Source organism: Pseudomonas sp. 14P5.3.2 (genome assembly GCF_057799175.1).
Window position 1 is genome coordinate 62,517 of sequence record NZ_JBYOKU010000028.1, and the last position, 21,748, is coordinate 84,264.

Annotated in this window: 19 protein-coding genes; 10 read left to right on the forward strand and 9 right to left on the reverse strand. The window is 61.3% G+C overall.

Annotation, left to right across the window (positions count from 1 at the left end; genetic code table 11):
• Positions 1-52: 52 nt before the first annotated feature.
• Positions 53-541: a Bkd operon transcriptional regulator BkdR gene (bkdR, locus tag AC27VU_RS20775; protein ID WP_016985245.1), complete on the forward strand. Its 489-nt coding sequence runs from the start codon at positions 53-55 to the stop codon at positions 539-541.
• 92 nt (positions 542-633) lie between these two features.
• Here bkdR and AC27VU_RS20780 read toward each other — a convergent pair whose 3' ends face one another.
• Entirely contained in the window at positions 634-1,497 is an 864-nt protein-coding gene (locus AC27VU_RS20780; RefSeq protein WP_488724825.1) for an MBL fold metallo-hydrolase, read from the reverse strand.
• 91 nt (positions 1,498-1,588) lie between these two features.
• Between AC27VU_RS20780 and AC27VU_RS20785 the strand changes: the two genes are divergently transcribed.
• The 5 genes from AC27VU_RS20785 to AC27VU_RS20805 all read left to right on the forward strand — a co-directional run bounded on the left by AC27VU_RS20785 (position 1,589) and on the right by AC27VU_RS20805 (position 7,148).
• The gene (locus AC27VU_RS20785) at positions 1,589-1,930 is read left to right on the forward strand and encodes an ArsR/SmtB family transcription factor (RefSeq protein ID WP_003224002.1); all 342 of its coding nucleotides are present in this window, start codon (positions 1,589-1,591) and stop codon (positions 1,928-1,930) included.
• A gap of 168 nt (positions 1,931-2,098) precedes the next feature.
• Positions 2,099-3,343, forward strand: coding sequence for an NAD(P)/FAD-dependent oxidoreductase (locus AC27VU_RS20790; RefSeq protein WP_488724826.1), 1,245 nt, complete (start codon positions 2,099-2,101; stop codon positions 3,341-3,343).
• 9 nt (positions 3,344-3,352) lie between these two features.
• Positions 3,353-4,153: a sulfite exporter TauE/SafE family protein gene (locus tag AC27VU_RS20795; protein ID WP_488724827.1), complete on the forward strand. Its 801-nt coding sequence runs from the start codon at positions 3,353-3,355 to the stop codon at positions 4,151-4,153.
• Between the two features lie 200 nt (positions 4,154-4,353).
• Entirely contained in the window at positions 4,354-6,009 is a 1,656-nt protein-coding gene (locus tag AC27VU_RS20800; RefSeq protein WP_488724828.1) for an MFS transporter, read from the forward strand.
• Positions 6,006-7,148 carry an HlyD family secretion protein gene (locus AC27VU_RS20805; protein WP_103484665.1) on the forward strand — a complete coding sequence of 381 codons (1,143 nt, stop codon included), beginning with the start codon at positions 6,006-6,008 and terminating at the stop codon, positions 7,146-7,148. The genes AC27VU_RS20800 and AC27VU_RS20805 overlap by 4 nt, the downstream gene beginning before the upstream one ends.
• 117 nt (positions 7,149-7,265) lie before the next feature.
• On the opposite strand, the gene copD is transcribed toward AC27VU_RS20805, so the two are convergent.
• Positions 7,266-8,123: a copper homeostasis membrane protein CopD gene (copD, locus tag AC27VU_RS20810; RefSeq protein ID WP_488724829.1), complete on the reverse strand. Its 858-nt coding sequence runs from the start codon at positions 8,121-8,123 to the stop codon at positions 7,266-7,268.
• A 3-nt stretch (positions 8,124-8,126) separates the two neighbouring features.
• Positions 8,127-8,489 carry a copper homeostasis periplasmic binding protein CopC gene (copC, locus tag AC27VU_RS20815; RefSeq protein ID WP_488724830.1) on the reverse strand — a complete coding sequence of 121 codons (363 nt, stop codon included), beginning with the start codon at positions 8,487-8,489 and terminating at the stop codon, positions 8,127-8,129.
• A 138-nt stretch (positions 8,490-8,627) separates the two neighbouring features.
• On the opposite strand from copC, the gene AC27VU_RS20820 reads away from it, so the two are divergent.
• Positions 8,628-9,248: a TetR/AcrR family transcriptional regulator gene (locus AC27VU_RS20820; RefSeq protein WP_045122396.1), complete on the forward strand. Its 621-nt coding sequence runs from the start codon at positions 8,628-8,630 to the stop codon at positions 9,246-9,248.
• Between the two features lie 290 nt (positions 9,249-9,538).
• Here the strand turns inward: AC27VU_RS20820 and preA are convergent, their stop codons facing one another.
• The 3 genes from preA to hydA all read right to left on the reverse strand — a co-directional run bounded on the left by preA (position 9,539) and on the right by hydA (position 13,829).
• A complete protein-coding gene (preA, locus tag AC27VU_RS20825) occupies positions 9,539-10,813 on the reverse strand; it encodes an NAD-dependent dihydropyrimidine dehydrogenase subunit PreA (RefSeq protein ID WP_488724831.1) in 1,275 nt (424 codons plus the stop codon).
• Positions 10,814-12,181, reverse strand: coding sequence for an NAD(P)-dependent oxidoreductase (locus AC27VU_RS20830; RefSeq protein WP_488724832.1), 1,368 nt, complete (start codon positions 12,179-12,181; stop codon positions 10,814-10,816). It abuts the gene before it with no gap.
• A gap of 208 nt (positions 12,182-12,389) precedes the next feature.
• A complete protein-coding gene (gene hydA, locus AC27VU_RS20835; protein ID WP_226501676.1) occupies positions 12,390-13,829 on the reverse strand; it encodes a dihydropyrimidinase in 1,440 nt (479 codons plus the stop codon).
• Positions 13,830-14,453: 624 nt separating this feature from the next.
• Here hydA and AC27VU_RS20840 point away from each other — a divergent pair.
• From AC27VU_RS20840 to AC27VU_RS20850, 3 genes are all read left to right on the forward strand, one after another.
• Entirely contained in the window at positions 14,454-15,938 is a 1,485-nt protein-coding gene (locus AC27VU_RS20840) for an NCS1 family nucleobase:cation symporter-1 (RefSeq protein ID WP_488724833.1), read from the forward strand.
• A gap of 142 nt (positions 15,939-16,080) precedes the next feature.
• On the forward strand, positions 16,081-17,364 hold the full coding sequence (locus AC27VU_RS20845; protein WP_488724834.1) for a Zn-dependent hydrolase: 1,284 nt from the start codon (positions 16,081-16,083) through the stop codon (positions 17,362-17,364).
• Between the two features lie 126 nt (positions 17,365-17,490).
• The gene (locus AC27VU_RS20850) at positions 17,491-18,408 is read left to right on the forward strand and encodes a DHH family phosphoesterase (protein ID WP_488724835.1); all 918 of its coding nucleotides are present in this window, start codon (positions 17,491-17,493) and stop codon (positions 18,406-18,408) included.
• Positions 18,409-18,416: 8 nt separating this feature from the next.
• On the opposite strand, the gene AC27VU_RS20855 is transcribed toward AC27VU_RS20850, so the two are convergent.
• The 3 genes from AC27VU_RS20855 to AC27VU_RS20865 form a co-directional block, all read right to left on the reverse strand.
• On the reverse strand, positions 18,417-18,626 hold the full coding sequence (locus AC27VU_RS20855; RefSeq protein WP_488724836.1) for a hypothetical protein: 210 nt from the start codon (positions 18,624-18,626) through the stop codon (positions 18,417-18,419).
• A 221-nt stretch (positions 18,627-18,847) separates the two neighbouring features.
• Positions 18,848-20,236, reverse strand: coding sequence for an amidohydrolase family protein (locus tag AC27VU_RS20860; protein WP_488724837.1), 1,389 nt, complete (start codon positions 20,234-20,236; stop codon positions 18,848-18,850).
• 13 nt (positions 20,237-20,249) lie between these two features.
• Positions 20,250-21,605, reverse strand: a complete 1,356-nt coding sequence (locus AC27VU_RS20865) for a nucleobase:cation symporter-2 family protein (protein WP_003224032.1) — start codon at positions 21,603-21,605, stop codon at positions 20,250-20,252.
• Between the last annotated feature and the right edge of the window lie 143 nt (positions 21,606-21,748).

The window sequence follows — 21,748 nt, forward strand, 5'->3', positions numbered from 1 at the left end:
GATTTGCAGATAGAAAATCTGCATAAACATAAAAAACAGGTGGTTTTGTCTCATGCGCAAACTGGACCGTACCGACATCGGCATTCTCAACAGCCTTCAGGAGAACGCGCGCATCACCAACGCCGACCTCGCGCGCTCGGTGAACCTGTCGCCGACACCGTGTTTCAACCGGGTCAAGGCGATGGAAGAATTAGGCCTGATTCGCGAGCAGGTGACGCTGCTGGATGCCGATCTGCTGGGCCTGCACGTGAACGTGTTCATTCACGTCAGCCTGGAGAAACAGGTCGAGGAAGCGTTGCAGCATTTCGAAGAAGCGATCTCCGACCGCCCCGAGGTGATGGAGTGCTACCTGATGGCCGGCGACCCGGACTATCTGATCCGGGTGCTGGTGCCGACCATTCAGTCGCTGGAGCGGTTCATGATGGACTTTCTGACCAAGGTGCCGGGGGTGGCGAACATCCGGTCGAGTTTTGCCTTGAAGCAGGTGCGTTACAAGACGGCACTGCCGTTGCCGGCGAATGGGTTGACCTTGGGGTCTTGAAGATCAAAAGATCGCAGCCTGCGGCAGCTCCTACACCGGGCACGCATAAGTGATACTCCTGTAGGAGCTGCCGCAGGCTGCGATCTTTTGCTTTAAAGCTTGTTGATCGGCACCTTCAGATAAACCACACCGTTATCCTCGGCCGCCGGAAAATTCCCCGCCCGTACATTCACCTGAATCGCCGGCAGCAACAGTGTCGGCATGCCTAGCCCGGCATCGCGTTTGGTACGCATCTCGACAAACGCCGCCTCATCGATCCCGTCATGCACATGAGTATTGCTCCTGCGCTGCTCACCGACGCTGGTCTGGCATTGCGCGGTGCGGCCTTCGGGCGGGTAGTCGTGGCAGACGTAGAGTTTGACGCTGGCGGGGAAGGCCAGCAGTTTGTGGATCGAGTTGAACAGTTGATGCGCGTTGCCGCCGGGGAAGTCGCAGCGGGCGGTGCCGACGTCAGGCATGAACAGCGTGTCGCCGACCAGAATCTGTTCGCCATCGATCAGGTAGGCCATGTCCGCCGGGGTGTGGCCGGGGACGTGCAGGGCGGTGGCCTTGAGGTTGCCGATCATGAACGACTCGTTCGGCGCGAACAGGTGATCGAACTGCGAGCCGTCGACGCAGAATTCCGGTTCCAGATTGAATAGCGCCTTGAACACGTTCTGCACTTTGCTGATCGACTGGCCGATCGCGATTTTGCCGCCCAGTTCGCGGCGCAGGTACGGCGCGGCGGACAGGTGGTCGGCGTGGGCGTGGGTTTCCAGCAGCCATTGCACCTGCAAGCGGTGTTCACGGACGAAAGCGATGATTTTGTCGGCCTGTACCGTGCAGGTGCGCCCGGCGGCGCCGTCGTAATCGAGTACCGGATCGACGATTGCACACTGCCCGCCATCGGCTTCATAGACCACATAGCTGTAGGTCGAGGAGGCGGGGTCGAGGAAAGCTTCAATCTGCGCGGGCATGGACACGAACCTGAACAAGGGAAATGGGTTGCAACACTTTATCTAAAAACATAATGTTCGCAGCTTAAGTGACGTTGAAGGCATCGTGCAAATGCAATCCAGTCTGACCGAATGTGAAGTCGCCCAATTGCGGGCGTCCGCCTCCAAGGCCTGTGCGCTGCTCAAGGCGCTGGCCAATGAGGATCGCCTGTTGATCCTCTGCCAGTTGACTCAGGGCGAGCGCAACGTCGGCGAGCTGGAAAAAATGACCGGCGTGCGCCAGCCGACGCTGTCCCAGCAACTGGGCATCCTGCGCGATGAAGGCCTGGTGGCGACTCGTCGCGAAGGCAAGTACATCTTTTACGGTTTGGCCAGTCCTGAAGTGATTCAGGTGATGAAGACCCTCTCCGGGCTGTATTGCGGGGCGGTGCTCAAGAGCTGGGGTCATCCATAAATGTCAGCTAACACCTCCATCCCCTGTGGGAGCGGGCTTGCTCGCGAAGGCGTCGTATCAGTCGACATTAATGTTGAATGATCTACCGTTTTCGCGAGCAAGCCCGCTCCCACATTGGTTTTATGTGAAGGCCAAGAAATCCTTGCGTGCAGCAATAAGGAACAAGCAATGAACGATCAACACTGGGGCCCATCCATCAGTGCAGATATCGTGGTCATCGGCGGCGGCACCGCCGGCATCGGCTTCGTCGCCAGTCTGCTCAAGCGTGATCCCTCTCTGAAAATCACTGTGATCGAGCCAAGCGCCCAGCATTACTACCAACCGGCTTGGACGCTGGTCGGCGGTGGCGCCTATGACGTCAAGGACACCGCACGACCGATGGGCCAGGTGATGCCGCGTCAGGCCACCTGGATTCAAGCGGCGGTGACTGCGGTCGATCCCGACTCACGTCAACTCACCCTCAACGATCAACGCCGCGTCAGCTACCAGAACCTGATCGTCTGTCCCGGCCTGCGTCTGGCCTGGGAGAAGATCGAAGGCTTGCAGGAAAGCCTCGGCCAGCATGGCGTGACCTCCAATTACAGCTATCAGCATTCGCAGTACACCTGGGATCAGGTGCAGAAACTGCGCGGCGGTAAAGCACTGTTCACCCAGCCGGCTATGCCGATCAAATGCGCCGGGGCACCGCAGAAGGCGTTGTACCTGTCGTGCGATCATTGGCGCAAAACCGGCGTGCTGAACAACATTGATGTCGAATTCAACCTGGCCGGCGCGGCGCTGTTCGGTGTCGCGACCTTCGTGCCGCCACTGATGAAGTACATCGAAAAGTACAACGCGCAACTGGCCTTCAACGCCAACCTGGTCAAGGTCGACGGCCCGGCGAAAACCGCGTGGTTCGAGATCAAGGACGCTGACGGCAACGTCACCACACAGGCGAAAAGCTTCGATCTGCTGCATGTCGTGCCGCCGCAGGTCTCGCCGGATTTCATCGCTCAGAGCCCGTTGGCCGACGCTGGCGGCTGGTGCGAAGTGAACCCGCACAGCCTGCAGCATCTGCGTTACCCGGAAGTGTTCGCCATTGGCGACATCTGCGGCACCAGCAATGCGAAAACCGCGGCGGCCGTGCGCAAGCAGGTTGTGGTGGTCGCGGAAAACCTCTTGGCGCTGCGCAAGCAAAAGCCTATGCCGCTGAAGTACGACGGCTACGGTTCCTGCCCGCTGACGGTGGAGAAGGGCAAGGTGATCCTCGCCGAGTTCGGCTACGGCGGGAAGTTGCTGCCGACCTTCGCGCTCGATGCGACCGTACCGCGCCGCTCGGCGTGGTTTCTCAAGGCGACGCTGCTGCCGTGGTTCTACTGGAACGGCATGCTCAAGGGCCGCGAGTGGCTGACCGGTCTGTCCAAGGTTGACTGAGTAAATCCTATGTTGCTGGCAAGTCTGTTTGGCGTGTTGATGGGGTTGATTCTCGGGCTCACCGGGGCAGGCGGCGGGATTCTCGCGGTGCCGGCGCTGGTGCTGGGCCTTGGCTGGACGATGACGCAAGCGGCGCCGGTCGCGTTGTTTGCGGTCGGCAGTGCGGCGGCGGTCGGGGCGATTGATGGCTTGCGCCATGGGCTGGTGCGCTATCGCGCAGCGCTGCTGATTGCGGCGCTCGGTGCGGTGTTTTCGCCGGTGGGGATTTATTTCGCGCACCAGTTGCCTGAGAAGATTCTGATGATCCTCTTCAGCCTGCTGATGGTCATGGTCGCTTGGCGGATGCTGCGCCGTGAGCGTCAGCACGAAGGGCTGAGCGATCACGGCCACGCGAGCTGGGGCCAGAAAAACTGCATGCTGAATGAAGAGACCGGGCGTTTCGACTGGACCGCCAAATGCACCACGACACTGGCGGCATTGGGCGCGGTCACGGGCGTGGTGTCGGGACTGCTCGGCGTCGGTGGTGGCTTCCTGATCGTCCCGGCGTTCAAGCAACTGACCGATGTGCAGATGCGCGGCATCGTTGCGACGTCGTTGATGGTGATCAGCCTGATTTCGGCGATCGGGGTGATCGGCGCGTTTCATGCCGGCGTGCGCATCGACAGCCTTGGCGTGGCGTTCATCATCGCCAGCATCGTCGGCATGATCATCGGCCGCAAACTCTGCGCCCGGGTTCCGGCGCGGACGTTGCAGGTGGGCTTTGCCAGTGTGTGCCTGGTGGTCGCGGCTTACATGATGCTGCGCGCCTGATACAAAAAACCCGGCCCAACACCTGACCCTGTGGGAGCGGGCTTGCTCGCGAATGCGGTGTAACAGTCGACATATTTATTGACTGGTACACCGCATTCGCGAGCAAGCCCGCTCCCACAGGTGTCTCTGTTGTCACAAGGGATATGGGTTTGCCGCAAAATTTGCGGCACACTCAAGCAACCTCAGCACAAGGCCTTTCAATGGATCGATACGCCCCGCGCAACTGGCAGCCACACGAGAAGCCCAGTCTGCCCGGTTCCCCCTCGACGCCGTTGCACTCCTACCCCAAGCGCCTGGCCTATGCGCTGGTCGGGTTGCTGGTGGCGGTGACCGGTGGTCTGGGCAACTCGCTGGTGGTCGCCAACCTGCCTTACCTGCAAGGCGCGCTGGGTGCGACTACGGCGGAGATGGCCTGGCTGCCGGCCGCCTACGTGATGACCAACGTGTCGATGAACCTGCTGCTGGTGAAGTTTCGTCAGCAGTTCGGCCTGCGTGCATTCACCGAAGTGTTTCTGGTGCTGTATGCGCTGGTGACCTTCGGCCACCTGTTCGTCAACGACCTGAGCTCGGCCATCGCGGTGCGTGCGGCGCACGGCATGGTCGGTGCGGCACTGAGTTCGCTGGGTCTGTATTACATGGTCCAGGCGTTTCCGGCCAAGTGGCGGCTGAAGGCGTTGGTGCTCGGGCTCGGCGCCTCACAACTGGCCTTGCCGCTGGCGCGCCTGTTCTCCGAGGACTTGCTGCAGATTGCCGAATGGCGCGGCTTGTACCTGTTCGAATTGGGCATGGCTTTGCTGTCGCTGGGCTGCGTGCTGTTGCTCAAGTTGCCGCCCGGTGACCGCTTCAAGACCTTCGAACCGCTGGATTTTCTCACCTTCGCGATTCTCGCCAGCGGCGTGGCACTGCTTTGCGCGGTGTTGTCGCTGGGGCGGATCGATTGGTGGCTGGAGGCCAACTGGATCGGCTATGCGCTGGCGGCCTCGATTGCCCTGATCCTCGCGGGACTGGCGATCGAGCACAATCGCAGCAACCCGATGCTGATGACCCGTTGGCTCGGCAGTGGCACGATGATCCGCCTGGCGCTGGCGGTGACCCTGATTCGCATGGTGACCTCGGAGCAGTCCACCGGCGCCGTCGGTTTCATGCAGAACCTCAACATGGGTTATGAGCAGTTGCACAGCCTGTACGTGGTGATGCTGATCGGCAGCGTTGCCGGGCTGGCGACCAGCGCGCTGACCATCGATCCCAAGCACCTGCTGATGCCGCTGATCATCTCGCTGGCGCTGATGGCGACCGGTTCGGTGATGGACAGTTTTTCCAATAACCTGACCCGCCCGGCGAACCTGTATTTCAGTCAGTTCCTGCTGGCCTTCGGCAGCACGTTTTTCCTCGGCCCGACCATGGTTTTCGGCACGCGCAACGTGCTGACCAACCCGCGCAACCTGGTGAGTTTTTCGGTGTTGTTCGGGATCTGCAACAACCTCGGCGGCTTGCTCGGCGCGGCGTTGTTGGGCACGTTCCAGATCGTGCGCGAGAAATTCCACTCCAGTCATCTGGTCGAGCACCTGACGCTGTCCGATCCGCTGGTGGCTGCCCGCGTGCAGAGCGGCGGTTCGGCCTATGGCTCCTTGCTGGCCGACCCGAGCCTGCGCAATCTGGCCGGGATTCGCAGTCTGTCCAACGCGGCGACCCGCGAAGCCAACGTACTGGCCTATAACGATGTGTTCATGCTGATCGCCGTGATTGCGGTGCTGACCATGATCTGGCTGTCCATTCGTGCGCTGTGGCTGATGAGCACCACCAAAGCCGTCGACCCAGCGCCTTCCGTACCTCCTAGCGGTGCCTCCAATTCATGACCGAACCGACCACCACAACCACCAATGCCATCGCCGCCACCCCGGAAGGCGTGGCGCCGCCGTCCTCGCCGAACACCGAGCCACGCTCGTTGCGGGTGCGGGTCATCTCGTCGCTGGGCTTTGCCGCGATTGCCATCGTCGGCGTGCTGATCGTGCTGTACGCCTGGCAGTTGCCGCCGTTCAGCAGCGCGGTCGAGACCACCGAAAACGCTTTGGTGCGCGGCCAGGTGACGATCATCGGCCCGCAACTCAGCGGTTACGTGTTTGAAGTGCCGGTGCAGGACTTCCAGTACGTGAAGGCCGGCGATTTGCTGGTGCGCCTGGACGACCGGATTTATCAGCAGCACCTCGACCAGGCACTGGCGCAACTGGCAGTGCAGAAAGCCTCGCTGGCCAATGTGGTGCAGCAACGCAACAGCGCCGAAGCGACGATCAAGCTGCGGCAGGCCGTGGTGGCCGACAGCGAAGCGCAGTTGCGCAAAAGCGAGGCGGATCTGCGCCGTAACAAGGAGCTGGTGAGCGACGGTTCGGTGTCCAAGCGCGAAATGGACGTGGCCCTGGCGGCCAACGCGCAGGGCATAGCGGCGGTGGCGCAGGCCAAGGCCAACTTGGAAATCGCCCGTCAGGACCTGCAAACGGTGATCGTCAATCGCGGCTCGCTGGAAGCGGCAGTTGCCAGCGCTGAAGCGGCGGTGCAACTGGCGCGAATTGATTTGTCGAACACCCGCATCGTCGCCCCGCGTGACGGCCAGCTCGGGCAGATCGGCGTGCGCCTGGGCGCTTACGTCAACTCCGGGGCGCAGTTGATGGCGTTGGTGCCGAACCAGAAATGGGTGATCGCCAACATGAAGGAAACCCAGATGGACAACGTGCGGGTCGGGCAGCCGGTGCGCTTCACCGTCGATGCGCTGAACCACCGCAGATTCACCGGCCATGTGCAGCACATCTCACCGGCCACAGGTTCGGAATTCGCTCTGTTGCAGGCAGACAATGCCACCGGCAACTTCGTGAAAATCGCCCAGCGAGTGCCGGTGCGGATCACCATTGATGAGGGCCAGCAGGAAGAGGAACGCCTGCGACCGGGGATGTCGGTGGTGGTCAGCATCGATACTGCAGCGGGCGACACACAACCGCATTGACCTCCACAGATCAAAATGTGGGAGCGGGCTTGCTCGCGAAGGCGGTGTGTCAGTTGATATTTCCGTATCTGACACGCCGCCTTCGCGAGCAAGCCCGCTCCCACAATAGGATCGGGTTTATCCAGCAATCATCGGCGGCAGGGTGCCGAGCAGGGAGACGGCGGCAACCGCACCGATCCCCAACAACCACTCCAGCACCACACTGCGCTTGAGCGCGCCCATCCGCTGTTCGCAATCATCAATCCGCAAGCGGTTGAACAGCGCCAGGGCGAGCATGCCTGCCACCAGCAACGCCTTGATCAGCAGAATCAACGCAAACCCCGCAAACAACGGCGTCGGCCACCATTGGCCGGTCAGCACGCGCACGTTGATCAGCCCGGTGATCAGCAGCCCCCCAACGATCGCGTAACCGACACCGCTGAAGCGTTGCAGGATCCGGCCCATCGCTTCGCCAGGTTGACGCAGGATCAACACCAGCAACAACAATCCGCCGAGCCACGCGGCCACACACGTCAGATGAACGATCTGGTTGAGGATCAGCAGTTGCCCGCTCAGACCATCGAGCATCGCACCGTGACCGACCGGTGCCAGCGTCGCCAGCAACAATCCGCTCAAGCCCAGGCGCAACGGCACGTTCGATCGCCAAGGCGTAAATAACAACGCCAGCAACAGCGCGTTGATCAGCAGATGCCAGCGCCATACCTGCCCGAAAAAGGTATTGCCGAGCACCACTTCAATGGTGTCCGGGTCGAACGCGGCCGCCGCCGAGCCGGCCATGCTTGCGGTGATCAACAGCGCCCAGGTGACACCGCTGAACAGCGCAATCGCCGTCAGCCAGCGCGCCAGTTGCGCCAGATGCCGATCCAGTGTCGGCACGGGCGCCTTGAGCAGCAGCGGCCGGAACAGCCAGGCGCCGAACACCATCAATACCGCGCTGAAATGCACAAAGCGACACAGCACCAGCGCTTCACTCATGAATTACTGGCCGACCTTGAACTGATAGGCGCCTTCGCTCTTGTGTGTATCGACCGACACCGCGTGCCATTCGACTTTGTATTCACCGGCGTCGAGTGGTGCGGCGGGGGTGACGATCAGGGTTTTCTTTTCGTTCTCGGTGGTCAGCGCTTTGATCGCGACCGGGGCGCCATCGTGGGTCAGGCTGACTTTGGTGAAACTGGCTTCGACACCTTCGGAGAAAGTCAGGCGCAGATCGGCCGGTGCGGCGACGGTGCTGTCGGCGGCCGGCGTTGCACTTTTCAGGTGGGCGTGGGCGAAAACCGAAGATGCGGCGAACAGCGAAGCGAGCAGGGCAGTGGTGGTCAGGACATTCTTGAACAGCATCGCGGATACCTCTGAGGCAGGACAAAGAAACGCCAGTTTAGCCATCCGCAGACTTGCAAACGAAGTTTTATTTACAGCGGTCGCCCCCAGAGCAGAGCGGATGCTAGTCTTCAACAACGTCGTTGTCAGGGAGCCCTCATGGGCAATCACAAGATCGAGATTCGTCGCAGTAACGTCGAGAAAATCCTGCTCGCGGCGGAAAAAGTCTTCGCCGAAAAAGGTTTCGGCGGCACCGCCATGGCCGACATCGCTGCCGAAGTGCAGCTGCCGCGTTCCAACCTGCATTACTACTTCTCGACCAAAAGCGAACTGTACAGCGCGGTGCTGTTTGACCTGCTGGAGGTTTGGAAACAGGACGCGCTGTGCTTCGAGATGTTCGATGACCCGCGGGTGGTGCTCAGCAGTTACATCCGCGCCAAGATGAACCACTCGCGCAGCCGGCCCTATGGTTCGAAAGTCTGGGCCAACGAGATCATCCACGGCGCCCCGACCCTGGGTGAGGCGCTGGATCTGAGCCTGTATGAGTGGGCGAAAATGAAGGAAGCGAAGATCCGCCAGTGGGTCGAGGACAAGCGGATTCTGCCGGTGGAACCGTCGAGCCTGCTGTACATGATCTGGGCCTCGACCCAGCATTACGCCGACTTCGATCATCAGGTGAATATTTTGAACGAGCATCAACCGCTGTCGGACATGCAGTTCGAGCGGGCGGTGCAGACGGTGACCAGTGTGATTTTGCGCGGGATCGGGTTGGAGCCCTGAAGCAAGAGCTGACCCTCACCCCAACCCTCTCCCGGAGGGAGAGGGGGCCGACCGAGGTGTCTTGCGAGTTACATCGACCTGAAAAATCCAGTCGAATATGGACTCAAAAAGCCGTCCGAGCATGTGCATGCATCGACTTTGGATTCAAAGCCGTCCGAGCCTGTGCATGTATCGATTATGGATTCAAAGTAAATCGCTCAAGTCGGTGGATTTCTGAAATATCCCCCAATCAGTCCCCTCTCCCTTTGGGAGAGGGTTAGGGTGAGGGGGCTGTTGGATCAGCCGGCGATCTAGACGGCAACGTGGTAAGGATTCCTCGGATCATGATTCCAGTCCAGAAACGGCTTCCCGGTTTCCATCGGCACCATCTCGATGCAGTCCGCCACCGGGCAGGTGATCTGGCACAGATTGCAGCCGACACACTCATCATCGATCACTTCATATTTATGCGTGCCGTCAGCCAGCTTGAGGCTGCTGATCGCCTGGTGTGAAGTGTCTTCGCAAGCAATGTGGCAGCGCCCGCAACCGATGCACGCGTCCTGGTCGATCTTCGCGATCACCTGATAGTTGATGTCGAGGTACTTCCAGTCCGTGGTATTGCCCACCGCGCGCCCGGAGAACTCGGCGATGTTGGCGTAGCCTTGGCTGTCCATCCAGCGCGACAGCCCGTCCTTCATCTCCTCGACAATCCGGAAACCATGCAGCATCGCCGCCGTGCACACCTGCACCGCGCCGCTGCCCAGCGCCATGAATTCCGCCGCATCACGCCAACTGCCGATGCCGCCGATACCGCAGATCGGCAGGCTTTGGGTCTGCGGATCACGAGCGATCTCGGCGACCATGTTCAGTGCAATCGGCTTGACCGCCGAACCGCAATAACCGCCGTGGGTGCTTTTGCTGCCGACGGTGGGCAGGGCGACCATGTGTTCCAGATCGACGCTGGTGATCGAGTTGATGGTGTTGATCAGCGACACCGCATCGGCGCCACCGCGATGCGCAGCGCGGGCGGCGACGCGGATGTCGGTGATGTTCGGCGTCAGCTTGACGATCACCGGCAGCGAGCAATAGGTCTTGCACCAGCGGGTGACCTGCTCGACATATTCCGGCACCTGACCGACCGCCGCGCCCATGCCGCGCTCGGGCATGCCGTGCGGGCAACCGAAATTCAGCTCGATGCCATCGGCGCCGGTGGCTTCCACCAGCGGCAGGATGTGTTTCCACGATTCCTCGACGCACGGCACCATCAACGAGACGATCAGCGCGCGATCCGGCCAGTCCTTCTTGACCTGGGTGATCTCGCGCAGGTTGACCTCCAGCGAGCGGTCGGTGATCAGTTCGATGTTGTTGATCCCCAGCACTTCGCGGTTGTTGCCGTAGTGTGCCGAGTAGCGTGACGAGACGTTGACCGCTGCCGGGTCCTCGCCGAGGGTTTTCCAGACCACGCCACCCCAACCGGCCTCGAAGGCGCGCACCACGTTGTAGGCCTTGTCGGTCGGCGGCGCGGAGGCCAGCCAGAAGGGGTTGGGGGCTTTGATACCGGCGAAGACAATCGAGAGATCGGCCATTTACGCAGCCTCCACGTTGAGCATCAGTTGCGCGTTGATCGCCTCGGCGGCGAGTTTGCCGTGCTGTACGGCTTGCACGGTGAGGTCCTGATCGAGGCTGGTGCAGTCGCCACCGGCATACACGCCGGGAATGCTCGTGCGAAGATTTTCATCGACCTGAATCCGTTCGCCTTGACGCTTGAGTTCGCGGGCCAGCGGGTCGGCGAGGGCGCTGCTGTCGAAGGCCTGGCCGATGGCTTTGAAAATCGCATCGGCGGCCAGTTCGAAGGTTTCGCCAGTGCCTTGCAGGCGACCGTCGACCAGTTCGGTACGAGCGAAACGCATACCGCGCACATGGCCCTGATCGTCGAGCAGGACTTCCTCCGGTTGCGCCCAGGTCAGCAGGCGCACCTGATTGGCTTTGGCGATGTCTTGTTCGTGACCGGTGGCGCCCATGTCCGCCGCACCCCGGCGATACACCAGATTCACGTCACGGGCACCGAGGCGGGCCATCTGCACGGCCATGTCGATCGCGGTGTTGCCGGCGCCGAGGACGATGCAGCGCTCGGCCAGTGGCAGTTGCGTCAGGTCATCGGCCTGGCGCAGTTCACGGATGTAGTCGGTGGCGGCGAGCAGGCCGGGCGCGTCCTCGTGGGGCAGGCCGAGCTGTTTGCTGGCATTGAGGCCGAGGCCGAGGAACACCGCGTCGAACTGCTGATGCAGCTCGCTGAGGGTCAGATTCTCGCCGAGTTTCTGCCCGTGACGGATTTCGATGCCGCCGATCTGCAGGAGGAAATCCAGCTCCTTCTGCGCATAGTCGTCGACCAGTTTGTACTTGGCGATCCCGTATTCGTTGAGGCCGCCAGCCTTCTCCCGCGCTTCGAAAATCACCACGTCATGCCCGTGCATCGCGCTGCGGTGGGCGCAGGACAACCCCGCTGGCCCGGCGCCGACCACGGCGATGCGTTTGCCGGTAGCGGCGCCGCGCTGGAACGGGTGTTCAGTGAAGTGCGCATTGTCCACGGCGTAGCGCTGCAGCAGGCCGATCAGCACCGGCGCGCATTCCTGGGCGTTGTTACGCACGCAGGCTTGCTGACAGAGGATTTCCGTTGGGCAGACCCGCGCGCAACTGCCGCCGAGGATGTTCGCCGAAAGAATTTTCTGCGCCGCACCGGGCACGTTGTCCTGATGGATATTGCGGATGAACGACGGAATGTCGATTTCGCTGGGGCACGCGTTGACGCACGGGGCGTCGTAGCAATACAGGCAGCGCGAGGCTTCCAGATGCGCCTGCCGGGCGTTGAGCGGTGGCGCCAGATCAGTGAAATGGCCGGCGAGGGCGGCCGCGCTTTCGTGCGGATGCGGGAGATGGTTCAGGGTCTCGATCACGGTTTTTTGCCTCACGGTTATTGAGGTTCTCTGCCTCTGATGGGCAGTGGTTTTCGTCATACCCTGTGGCGAGGGAGCTTGCTCCCGCTGGACTGCGCAGCAGGCCCAAAAACCATTCACTCCTGGGTATCAGGATGAGCGCATTGCCTGGTTTTGGGGCGGCTTCGCCACCCAGCGGGAGCAAGCTCCCTCGCCACAGGGGATCGGATCAGCGTTTAACCGCTGTGGGCTTGTGTAATTCAGCCCGCTTGCTCAGCAAATCAAACACCGCCGGATACGCCGGCCGTTCGATGTACCGCCCGGCCCCGCGCTCGGCGCGCAGGTCGCCATCGGCCCAAACCACTTTGCCCTGGCTGACGGTATGGCTCGGCACGCCGCGCACGGTCTTGCCTTCGAAGATATTGAAGTCCACCTGCTGATGGTGGGTCTTGGCGGAGATGGTGCGGGTGCCTTGCGGATCCCACAGCACCAGGTCGGCATCGGCGCCGACGCGGATCGCGCCTTTGCGCGGGTAGAGGTTGAAGATTTTCGCGGTGTTGGTGGAGGTGAGGGCGACGAAGTCCTGCATCGACAAACGTCCGCTGTTGACCCCTTCATCCCACAGCACCGCCATGCGGTCTTCGATGCCGGCGGTGCCGTTGGGGATCTTGCTGAAGTCGTCGCGCCCGGCGGCTTTCTGCTCGGCGCAGAAGCAGCAGTGGTCAGTGGCGGTAGTGTGCAGATTGCCGCTTTGCAGGCCATGCCACAGCGCTTCCTGATGCCCGCGCGGACGGAACGGCGGGCTCATCACGTAACCGGCGGCGGTCTGCCAGTCCGGGTGCTGGTAGACGCTGTCGTCGAGCAGCAAATGCCCGGCCAGCACTTCGCCGTACACCGGTTGACCCTTGCTGCGGGCATAGGTGATTTCGTCCAGCGCTTCCTTGGTCGAGACGTGCACCAGATACAACGGCGTGCCGATGGTTTCAGCGATGCGAATCGCCCGGCTCGCCGCTTCGCCTTCCACCTGCGATGGCCGCGACAATGGATGCGCCTCCGGCCCGGTGATGCCCTGGGCCATCAACTTGCGTTGCAGGTGATAGACCAGCTCGCCGTTTTCCGCATGCACGGTCGGCACCGCGCCGAGTTCCAGACAGCGCTCGAAACTTGCCACCAGCGTGTCGTCGGCGGCCATGATCGCGTTCTTGTAGGCCATGAAATGCTTGAAGCTGTTGATCCCGTGATGGCTGACCAGCTCGGCCATTTCCTCACGCACCTGTTCGCTCCACCAGGTGATCGCGACGTGGAAGCCATAGTCGGACGCAGACTTCTCGGCCCAGCCGCGCCACTGGTGAAACGCTTCCATCAGTGACTGCTGCGGATTGGGAATCACGAAGTCGATGATCGACGTGGTGCCCCCGGCCAGACCCGCCGCAGTGCCGCTGTAAAAGTCTTCGCTGGCCACGGTGCCCATGAAGGGCAGTTGCATGTGGGTGTGTGGATCGATGCCGCCGGGCATCAGGTATTGGCCGCTGCCGTCGAGCACTTCGGCGCCGGCGGGAATATCCAGGTTTTGACCAATGGCTTTGATCACGCCGTCAGCGCAATAGACGTCGGCGCGATAACTTTCATCATGGGTAACAACGGTGGCGCCACGGATCAACAGAGACATTCCGAGTTCCTCGCAGGCATGACCGACTTGTGCCGGTTCTAAATGTTTTATTGATGTACAACGCTGATCGGCGTATTCCTGTCAGCGCTGTCAGGAATAGAAGCTAGTCGCAGTTTTGCAATTGATCAAGATTATTTTTTATAAGCTTATTGCTATTTTAAGTGCATGAAAAATAAGGATAAAAAACGCAAATCACCAAAATGGTGAGGCTGTTCACCATTTTGACGCACTTGACAGGATGGAAATATGAGCAAGATTTCCTATGTGAAATCAGCTGCTTGAAGTTGAGCTGCGGCTGAGCGCCGGTGATGAAAAAAAGTGCAGTGCACCAGATTGAGTCCTGACCGTTCGAACAACTTGGCAAACGTTTAGCCTGAGCGTGCAGACAAGTTTTCGAGGACGCTTCCGGTGAATAATTAAAACCGTGACATATCAGAAAGTTGCAATGCGTTTGAACCACGGCCCGATGCGTAAGCGGGGCATCCGGCACGTTTATTGATGCCGCCGCTGACACCCTGGCCGGTGCAAGAAAGTTGTCAGTTCCTCCGGCCATCGTCCGGTTCGCACCTTGGTGTGCAGCCGTCTGATGAGAAAAAAAATAATCAGAAGAACAGTGGAGCGGCCATGCAACAGAACAGATCGCAAGTGACCGAGCGCGACGGCTTGTTCGAACTCGAAGCCGGCAGCGACGTCCTCGACAGTCCCCGTTACAACCACGACATGGCACCGACCAAGGTGCGCGAACGAACCTGGAACAAATGGCACATCACCGCGCTGTGGATCGGCATGTCGGTGTGCGTGCCGACCTACACCCTCGGCGGGGTGCTCACCGCCTATTTCGGCCTCACCGTTGGCGAAGCGCTGATGGCGATTCTGCTGGCCAACGTCATCGTGCTGATCCCGTTGACGCTCAATGCCTTTCCCGGCACCAAGTACGGCATTCCCTTCCCGGTGCTGCTGCGCTCGTCGTTCGGCGTGCTTGGCTCCAACGTGCCGTGTCTGATTCGCGCGCTGGTGGCGTGCGGCTGGTTCGGGATTCAAACGATGTTTGGCGGATTGGCGATTCACCTGTTTCTCGGCTCGATTTTCGACGGCTGGAAATCCCTCGGTGGAACCGGTGAGGTGATCGGTTTCATGATTTTCTGGTCGTTGAACCTGTGGGTGGTGATCCGCGGCGCCGAGTCGATCAAGTGGCTGGAAACCCTGTCTGCGCCGTTGTTGGTGGCAGTCGGCATCGGTTTGCTGGTGTGGGCCATGCCCAATGTGTCGATGACCGAGTTGCTGGCGATTCCACCGAAACGCCCGGAAGGCGCCAGTGTGGTCAGTTACTTCGCTGCCGGACTGACCGCGATGGTTGGTTTCTGGGCCACGCTGTCGCTGAACATTCCCGACTTCAGCCGCTACGCCAAAAGCCAGAAGGATCAGATCCTCGGGCAGATTTTCGGCCTGCCGCTGACCATGTTTCTGTTCGCTTCGCTGGGGGTGGTGATGACTGCCGCGTCGGTGAAATTGGTCGGCGTTACGGTGTCGGATCCGGTCAGTCTGATCGGCCATATCCAGAGCCCGCTGTGGGTTGCGTTAGCCATGGCGCTGATCATCATCGCCACGCTGTCGACCAACACAGCGGCGAACATCGTTTCGCCGACCAATGATTTCCAGAACATCGCACCCAAGGTGATCAATCGCACCAAAGCGGTGTTGCTCACCGGCTTCGTCGGGTTGGCGTTGATGGCACACGAGTTGCTGAAAAAGTTGGGCCTGATCGTGTCCGATGTCAGCCTGGAAACCGTGTATTCCAACTGGCTGCTGGGCTATTCGAGCCTGCTCGGGCCGATTGCCGGGATCATGGTGGTGGACTATTTCCTGATCAAGAAACAGCAACTGGACCTCGCCGGGTTGTACCGGGACGACGTGTATCCGGCGTGGAACTGGGCCGGTTTTACCGCGTTTGGCGTGCCGGTGGTGCTGACCTTGCTGTCGTTGGGCAGCGATGCGTTCAGCTGGTTTTACAGCTATGGCTGGTTTACCGGCTCGGCGCTGGGTGGGCTGATTTATTACGGGTTGTGTTCGATGCGAAGCAGCCCGTCTGTTGTGAAATCTTCGGTGTGAGGGATGGCCCCTTCGCGAGCAAGCCCGCTCCCACATTTTGGAATGCGTTCACTTGTGGGAGCGGGCTTGCTCGCGAACGCGGCCTCAAACCCACCAAAGAATTACCTGAAGACACTCATAAGAACTGCCTGAGGAGATCAACATGAACGCAGCCGTAGACGTTCTGCAATCCACCCATCAGCACATCAACCGCGACCGCCTCTGGGCCTCGCTCATGGAACTGGCCAAGCTCGGCGCGACGGTCAAGGGCGGGGTCTGTCGTCTGGCCCTGACCGACCTCGACCGTCAGGCCCGCGACCTGTTCGTGCAATGGTGCAAGGACGCCGGGTGCAGCGTCACGGTGGATGAAGTCGGCAATATCTTCGCCCGCCGTCCCGGGCGCAATCCGAACCTGCCGCCGGTGATGACCGGCAGCCACATCGACACCCAGCCCACCGGCGGCAAGTTCGACGGCTGCTTCGGCGTGCTCGCCGGCGTCGAAGTGCTGCGCACCCTCAATGACCTCGGCGTGGAGACCGAAGCACCGCTGGAAGTGGTGGTCTGGACCAACGAAGAAGGCTCGCGCTTCGCCCCGTGCATGATGGGCTCCGGGGTGTTCGCGGAAAAATTCACCCTCGAAGAAACCCTGGCCAAGGTCGATGCCGATGGCGTCACCGTCGGCGAAGCGCTCAATGCCATCGGCTATGCCGGACCACGCAAAGTCAGCGGGCACAAGGTGGGTGCCTATTTCGAAGCACACATCGAGCAAGGCCCGATCCTCGAAGACGAGCAGAAAACCATCGGCGTGGTACTCGGTGCCCTCGGGCAAAAATGGTTCGACCTGAAACTGCGCGGCGTCGAAGCCCACGCCGGGCCAACCCCGATGCACCTGCGCAAGGACGCCCTGGTCGGCGCTTCGGTGATCGTCGGCGCGGTCAACCGCGCGGCCCTCGGCCACCAACCCCATGCCTGCGGCACCGTCGGATGCCTGCAAGCCTATCCCGGCTCGCGCAACGTCATCCCCGGCGAAGTGCGCATGACCCTCGACTTCCGGCATCTGCAACCAGAACGACTCGATTCGATGATCGCCGAGGTGAAGCAAGTCATCGACGCCACTTGCGAAGAGCACGGATTGACCTATGAACTAACGCCGACTGCCGACTTCCCGCCGCTGTACTTCGAAAAAGGCTGCGTCGAAGCCGTGCGTAGCGCCGCCAAAGGTCTGGGCCTGTCGCACATGGACATCGTCAGCGGCGCGGGCCACGACGCAATCTTCCTCGCCGAACTCGGCCCGGCCGGGATGATCTTCGTACCGTGCGAGGGCGGGATCAGCCACAACGAAATCGAAAACGCCGCGCCGGACGATCTGGCGGCCGGCTGTGCGGTGTTGTTGCGGGCGATGCTCGCGGCTTCGGCGATGGTGGCCGCTGGTAAAGCCGCGGCCTGAAGATCAAAAGATCGCAGCCTGCGGCAGCTCCTACAGTTGGATTGCATTCAACCTGTAGGAGCTGCCGAAGGCTGCGATCTTTTTATGTCACCCCAATGTCATGGAAATGTGCGACGTTTGCGCCCCATGAAAATCATCACCTCCGGCGCCTCCTATCTGGACATCGACGCCTACGCCTGCTGCATCGCCTACGCAGAATTGCTCAACCTGCAAGGCGTACCCGCCCGCGCGGTCAGCAGCGCAAAGCCCAACAGCAGCGTGTCGCCGACCGTTCTGAGTTGGGGCGCTGCTTTTCAGCGTTACACGCCGCAAGCAAACGACGAATTCGTGTTGGTCGATGTGTCCGACTATCACCACTTCGACCCGCTGGTGGTGCTCGACCAAGTGGTCGAGGTCATCGATCATCATCCCGGTTACGAGCCGTACTGGGCAGAGCGACTGGGTTCCGCCGCCGACATCCGCCCGATTGGTGCAGCGGCGACGCTGGTTTTTCAGCGTTGGCAAGCTGCTGGTCTGCTCTCGCGAATCAGCGAGCAAAGCGCGGCATTGCTGGCCACGGCAATCCTCGATAACACGCTTAACCTCACCGGGCAGATGACCTCTGAGGCGGATATTGAGGCTTATGAGGCATTAATGCAGCGGGCGAATCTGCCGGCAAACTGGCCCGAGCAGTATTTCCTCGAATGTCAGGCCGCCATCGAAGCAGACCTGCAGACCGCGTTGGCGGCGGATCTGAAACGCTTCAAACCGGACAGCAACCTGCCACAGGTCTTCGCACAGATGACGGTGTGGGACGCCGATGCGTTGCTTCACAAACATCGCAACGAGATCGGCGGCTGGATGGTCGGGCAGGGCGATGACTGGTTGCTGAACGTCATCAGCATCCGGGACGGCAAGAGTTGTTTGCTGGCTGAGCCGCTGCTCAGCCAGCAGAAGCTGGATCGGTTGTTGCCGCTGCAATGGCAGGCGGGGATGGCGCTTGTGAAACCGTCGATGCTGCGCAAGGAACTGCTGAAGCTGGGGTTGAACATCAACCCGGTCTGACGCTTTGATCAACCGGGCCGGTCATTCTTGCCCGCTGTGCCCTTGCGTCGGTCGGGGCCGTTGGGGTTGCCGACATCCAGCAACCTTCGTTCGACCAAAACATTCTCCAGTGCCTGACGCTCGACCGGCGCCATTTGGTGTTCGCGCTTTTTCAACTCCAGCAGGATGGGGCTGGACCAAGTGCGATAAGTCTGTTCGATGTTGCGACGCGACGTCATCAGTCTCTCCTTGATCAAGAGCCCGGTGGAGCTGGCAGGGGCTCAATCCGATGAGGGAGTAACCTTAGTCGAGAATCCCTGAAGTCGCGAATGCAACACTCTTTTGTGGGAGCTGGCTTGCCAGCGATAGCGGTGGATCAGTCACCGCTGCATTCACTGAACGTCCGCCTTCGCTGGCAAGCCAGCTCCCACAGGGTTTTGCATTGCATGCGGATCCGCGGTCAATCGTCGATATTCATCATCGCCTGCACACCTTCCCACGCCTCGGCGCGCATCCGTTCGATATCCAGCCCCGGAATCACGCCGTTATCGACCACGATCCGGCCGCCCACCAGGCTGTACTTCACGCTGATCGGCTCGCCCGCGACGACCGGTGCGACCGCACTGTCGTGGAAGCCGAAGAAGCGTGGGTGATCAAGGCTGTAGATCACCAGATCCGCCGCTTGCCCGACCTCCAGCGTACCGACCGCGCCCAATCCCAATACCTGCGCACCGCCCGCCGTGCCCCAGTGGATCACGTCTTCGACGGTGGTCGCTGAGGCGCCCTGTTCGGCGCGGTGGATCAGCCACGCGGTGTTGGTTTCGCCGACCATGCTCCCGGATTCGTTGGACGCCACGCCGTCGACGCCGAGGGAGATCGGCACGCCGGCCTCGTACATTTGCGGCACTGGCGCGACGCCGCTGCCGAGGCGAGCATTACTCACCGGGCAGTGCGAGACGCCGGTGCCGGTCTGGGCGAGCATGCGGATTTCGCCGGGTTGCAGGTGCACGGCATGGGCAAACCAGACGTCGGGGCCGAGCCATTCGTGTTCGGCGACGAATTCCACCGGCAGGCAGTTGTACTTGTCGCGGCAGAAATTCACGTAGTTCTGCGTTTCCGACAAATGCGTGTGCAGACGCAAACCGAGGCCGCGCGCGGTGTGCGCCAGTTCGCGCAGCAGGGTCGGCGGCAGCGAAAAGGTTGGCGTGGTGGGTGCGACGACCACCCGGCGCAGGGCGTCCGGGGTGTCCTGGTGATACAGCGATTTCAGCCGTTCGATGTCGCCGACCATTTGTTCGAGGCTTTCCGGTTGCAGCGCGGTTTTCGAGAAGCCCGGGTGGGCGCTGGCGGACTCCAGTGCGCCACCGCGACACAACACAAAGCGCAGGCCGAATTCGTCGGCCAGATCGAACAGCAAATCCCCGGTCTCGGTGCTGCCGTGGGCGTGGTAGAGATAGTGGTGATCGGCGCACGTCGTCACCCCAGACAGCAGCAACTCGATCATGCCCAGACGGGCGGCGATCCGCGCCAGTTGCGGGGTAAAGCGGTTCAGGCGTGGATATGGCACGCTCGCCAGCCAGCCTTGCAGATCCTGATTCAAGCCTTCGGGCACGGCTTTGAGCAGGTTCTGGAACAGGTGGTGGTGGGTGTTGATCCAGCCCGGATAGACCACGCCGTTGCGCGCATCGATCACCCGCTCGCCGGGTTGCGCTTGGAGGTCGGCGGCCATCTCGGCGATGCGTCCGTTGACCACACGAATGTCCACTGCGCCGGCCCGGGCACCCGGGCCGCGCAGGCCGGTCATCACCGCGACCGGGTTTTTGATCAGGATGTTTTGAAGTTGAGTCATGGGCAGGCTCCAGTCAGAGAATGTGCGAGGCGGATTTGCCGGGTGTGGTTTCTGGCACGCTGACGCCGTTGAGCGCCGCGTTGAGCAGCACCGACACCAGGCAGGCGATGACCACGCTGCTGTGCAGGAACGGCTGTGACCACTCGGGCATTTGTTTGAACAGGGTGGGCGCGAGCACCGGTACCAGCGCGGCGGCGATGGTGAAACCGACGATCAGCACGTTGAAGCGATTGCGCTCGTAATCGACCTTGGCCAGGGTCTGGATGCCCGCCGCCGCGACCACGCCGAACATCGCAATGCCGGCGCCGCCCAACGCCGCGGTCGGCATCGAAGCGATGATCGCCCCGGCCTTGGGCACCAGCGCAATCGAACACATCAGCAGGCCACTGACGGCGACCACCCAGCGGCTGCGCACGCCGGTCAGGATCACCAGACCGACGTTTTCCATGAAGGCGATGAACGGGAATGCAGCGAACATCCCGGCGATGGTGCTGGCCAGGCCATTGGCGCGCAGGCCGTTGATTACCTGCTTGTCTTCCACCGGTTTGTCGACGATGTCGCCGATGGCCACGAACAGCCCCATCGACTCGACCATCTGCACGATCATCACCACCACCATGGTCGCGATGGGGATCAGGCTGAAAGTCGGCAAACCGAAGTAGAACGGGTAGGGCACGGTCAGCCAGGGGGCCTCTTCGACACTGTGGAAATTGCCCATGCCCAGACCGTAAGCCAGACCGGCGCCGACCAGCATGCCCACCAGCACCGCCATGTTGCGCAGCAACGGACTGCCATAGCGATTGACCAGCAGAATGGTCAGCAGCACCACCACCGCCACCGCGAGAAATGCCGGGGCGCCGAAGTTGCTCGCGTTGCGTCCGCCACCGACCCACTCATAGGCGATCGGGAACAGCTGCAAACCAATCACCGTGACGATGCAGCCGGTGACTACCGGCGGGAAAAAGCGCCGCAATCGGCCCACGAACGGCGCCATCAGCATGGTGAAGATCCCGGCACCGATCACCGCCCCACAGACCCCGGCAAACCCCACGTCGGGGTTGCTGCCGATGGCAATCACCGGGCCGACGCTGCTGAACGCCACGCCTTGCAGAATCGGCAGACGCACGCCGAATTTCCAGAAGCCGACGGTTTGCAGAAGGGTGGCGATGCCGGAGCAGAACAGCGTGGTACTGATCAGCACCACGGTGTCGGCGTGGGACATCTTCAGGGCACTGGCGACAATCAACGGCACGGCGATGGCGCCGATGTACGAGACGGCCATGTGTTGCAGGCCGAGGGTGAGCATCTGTCGCACCGGCAGAACGCGGTCGACGGGGTGCACGGTGGAGGAAGGAGTGGCTGACGACATGGGGAATCACCTCTAGCTGTTGTTATTCGGTACAGAGGGGTATTCGTCTGATGCTGTCTTAGAGGCACCGCAATCCTTGTGGGAGCGGGGGTGGGGGGGGGGGGGGGGGGGGGGGGGGGGGGGGGGGGGGGGGGGGGGAGGGG

Coding starts and splice junctions, on each gene's coding strand:
- bkdR (WP_016985245.1), top strand. CDS start 53: ATGCGCAAACTGGACCGTACCGACATCGGCATTCTCAACAGCCTTCAG.
- AC27VU_RS20780 (WP_488724825.1), bottom strand. CDS start 1,497: ATGCCCGCGCAGATTGAAGCTTTCCTCGACCCCGCCTCCTCGACCTAC.
- AC27VU_RS20785 (WP_003224002.1), top strand. CDS start 1,589: ATGCAATCCAGTCTGACCGAATGTGAAGTCGCCCAATTGCGGGCGTCC.
- AC27VU_RS20790 (WP_488724826.1), top strand. CDS start 2,099: ATGAACGATCAACACTGGGGCCCATCCATCAGTGCAGATATCGTGGTC.
- AC27VU_RS20795 (WP_488724827.1), top strand. CDS start 3,353: ATGTTGCTGGCAAGTCTGTTTGGCGTGTTGATGGGGTTGATTCTCGGG.
- AC27VU_RS20800 (WP_488724828.1), top strand. CDS start 4,354: ATGGATCGATACGCCCCGCGCAACTGGCAGCCACACGAGAAGCCCAGT.
- AC27VU_RS20805 (WP_103484665.1), top strand. CDS start 6,006: ATGACCGAACCGACCACCACAACCACCAATGCCATCGCCGCCACCCCG.
- copD (WP_488724829.1), bottom strand. CDS start 8,123: ATGAGTGAAGCGCTGGTGCTGTGTCGCTTTGTGCATTTCAGCGCGGTA.
- copC (WP_488724830.1), bottom strand. CDS start 8,489: ATGCTGTTCAAGAATGTCCTGACCACCACTGCCCTGCTCGCTTCGCTG.
- AC27VU_RS20820 (WP_045122396.1), top strand. CDS start 8,628: ATGGGCAATCACAAGATCGAGATTCGTCGCAGTAACGTCGAGAAAATC.
- preA (WP_488724831.1), bottom strand. CDS start 10,813: ATGGCCGATCTCTCGATTGTCTTCGCCGGTATCAAAGCCCCCAACCCC.
- hydA (WP_226501676.1), bottom strand. CDS start 13,829: ATGTCTCTGTTGATCCGTGGCGCCACCGTTGTTACCCATGATGAAAGT.
- AC27VU_RS20840 (WP_488724833.1), top strand. CDS start 14,454: ATGCAACAGAACAGATCGCAAGTGACCGAGCGCGACGGCTTGTTCGAA.
- AC27VU_RS20845 (WP_488724834.1), top strand. CDS start 16,081: ATGAACGCAGCCGTAGACGTTCTGCAATCCACCCATCAGCACATCAAC.
- AC27VU_RS20850 (WP_488724835.1), top strand. CDS start 17,491: ATGAAAATCATCACCTCCGGCGCCTCCTATCTGGACATCGACGCCTAC.
- AC27VU_RS20855 (WP_488724836.1), bottom strand. CDS start 18,626: ATGACGTCGCGTCGCAACATCGAACAGACTTATCGCACTTGGTCCAGC.
- AC27VU_RS20860 (WP_488724837.1), bottom strand. CDS start 20,236: ATGACTCAACTTCAAAACATCCTGATCAAAAACCCGGTCGCGGTGATG.
- AC27VU_RS20865 (WP_003224032.1), bottom strand. CDS start 21,605: ATGTCGTCAGCCACTCCTTCCTCCACCGTGCACCCCGTCGACCGCGTT.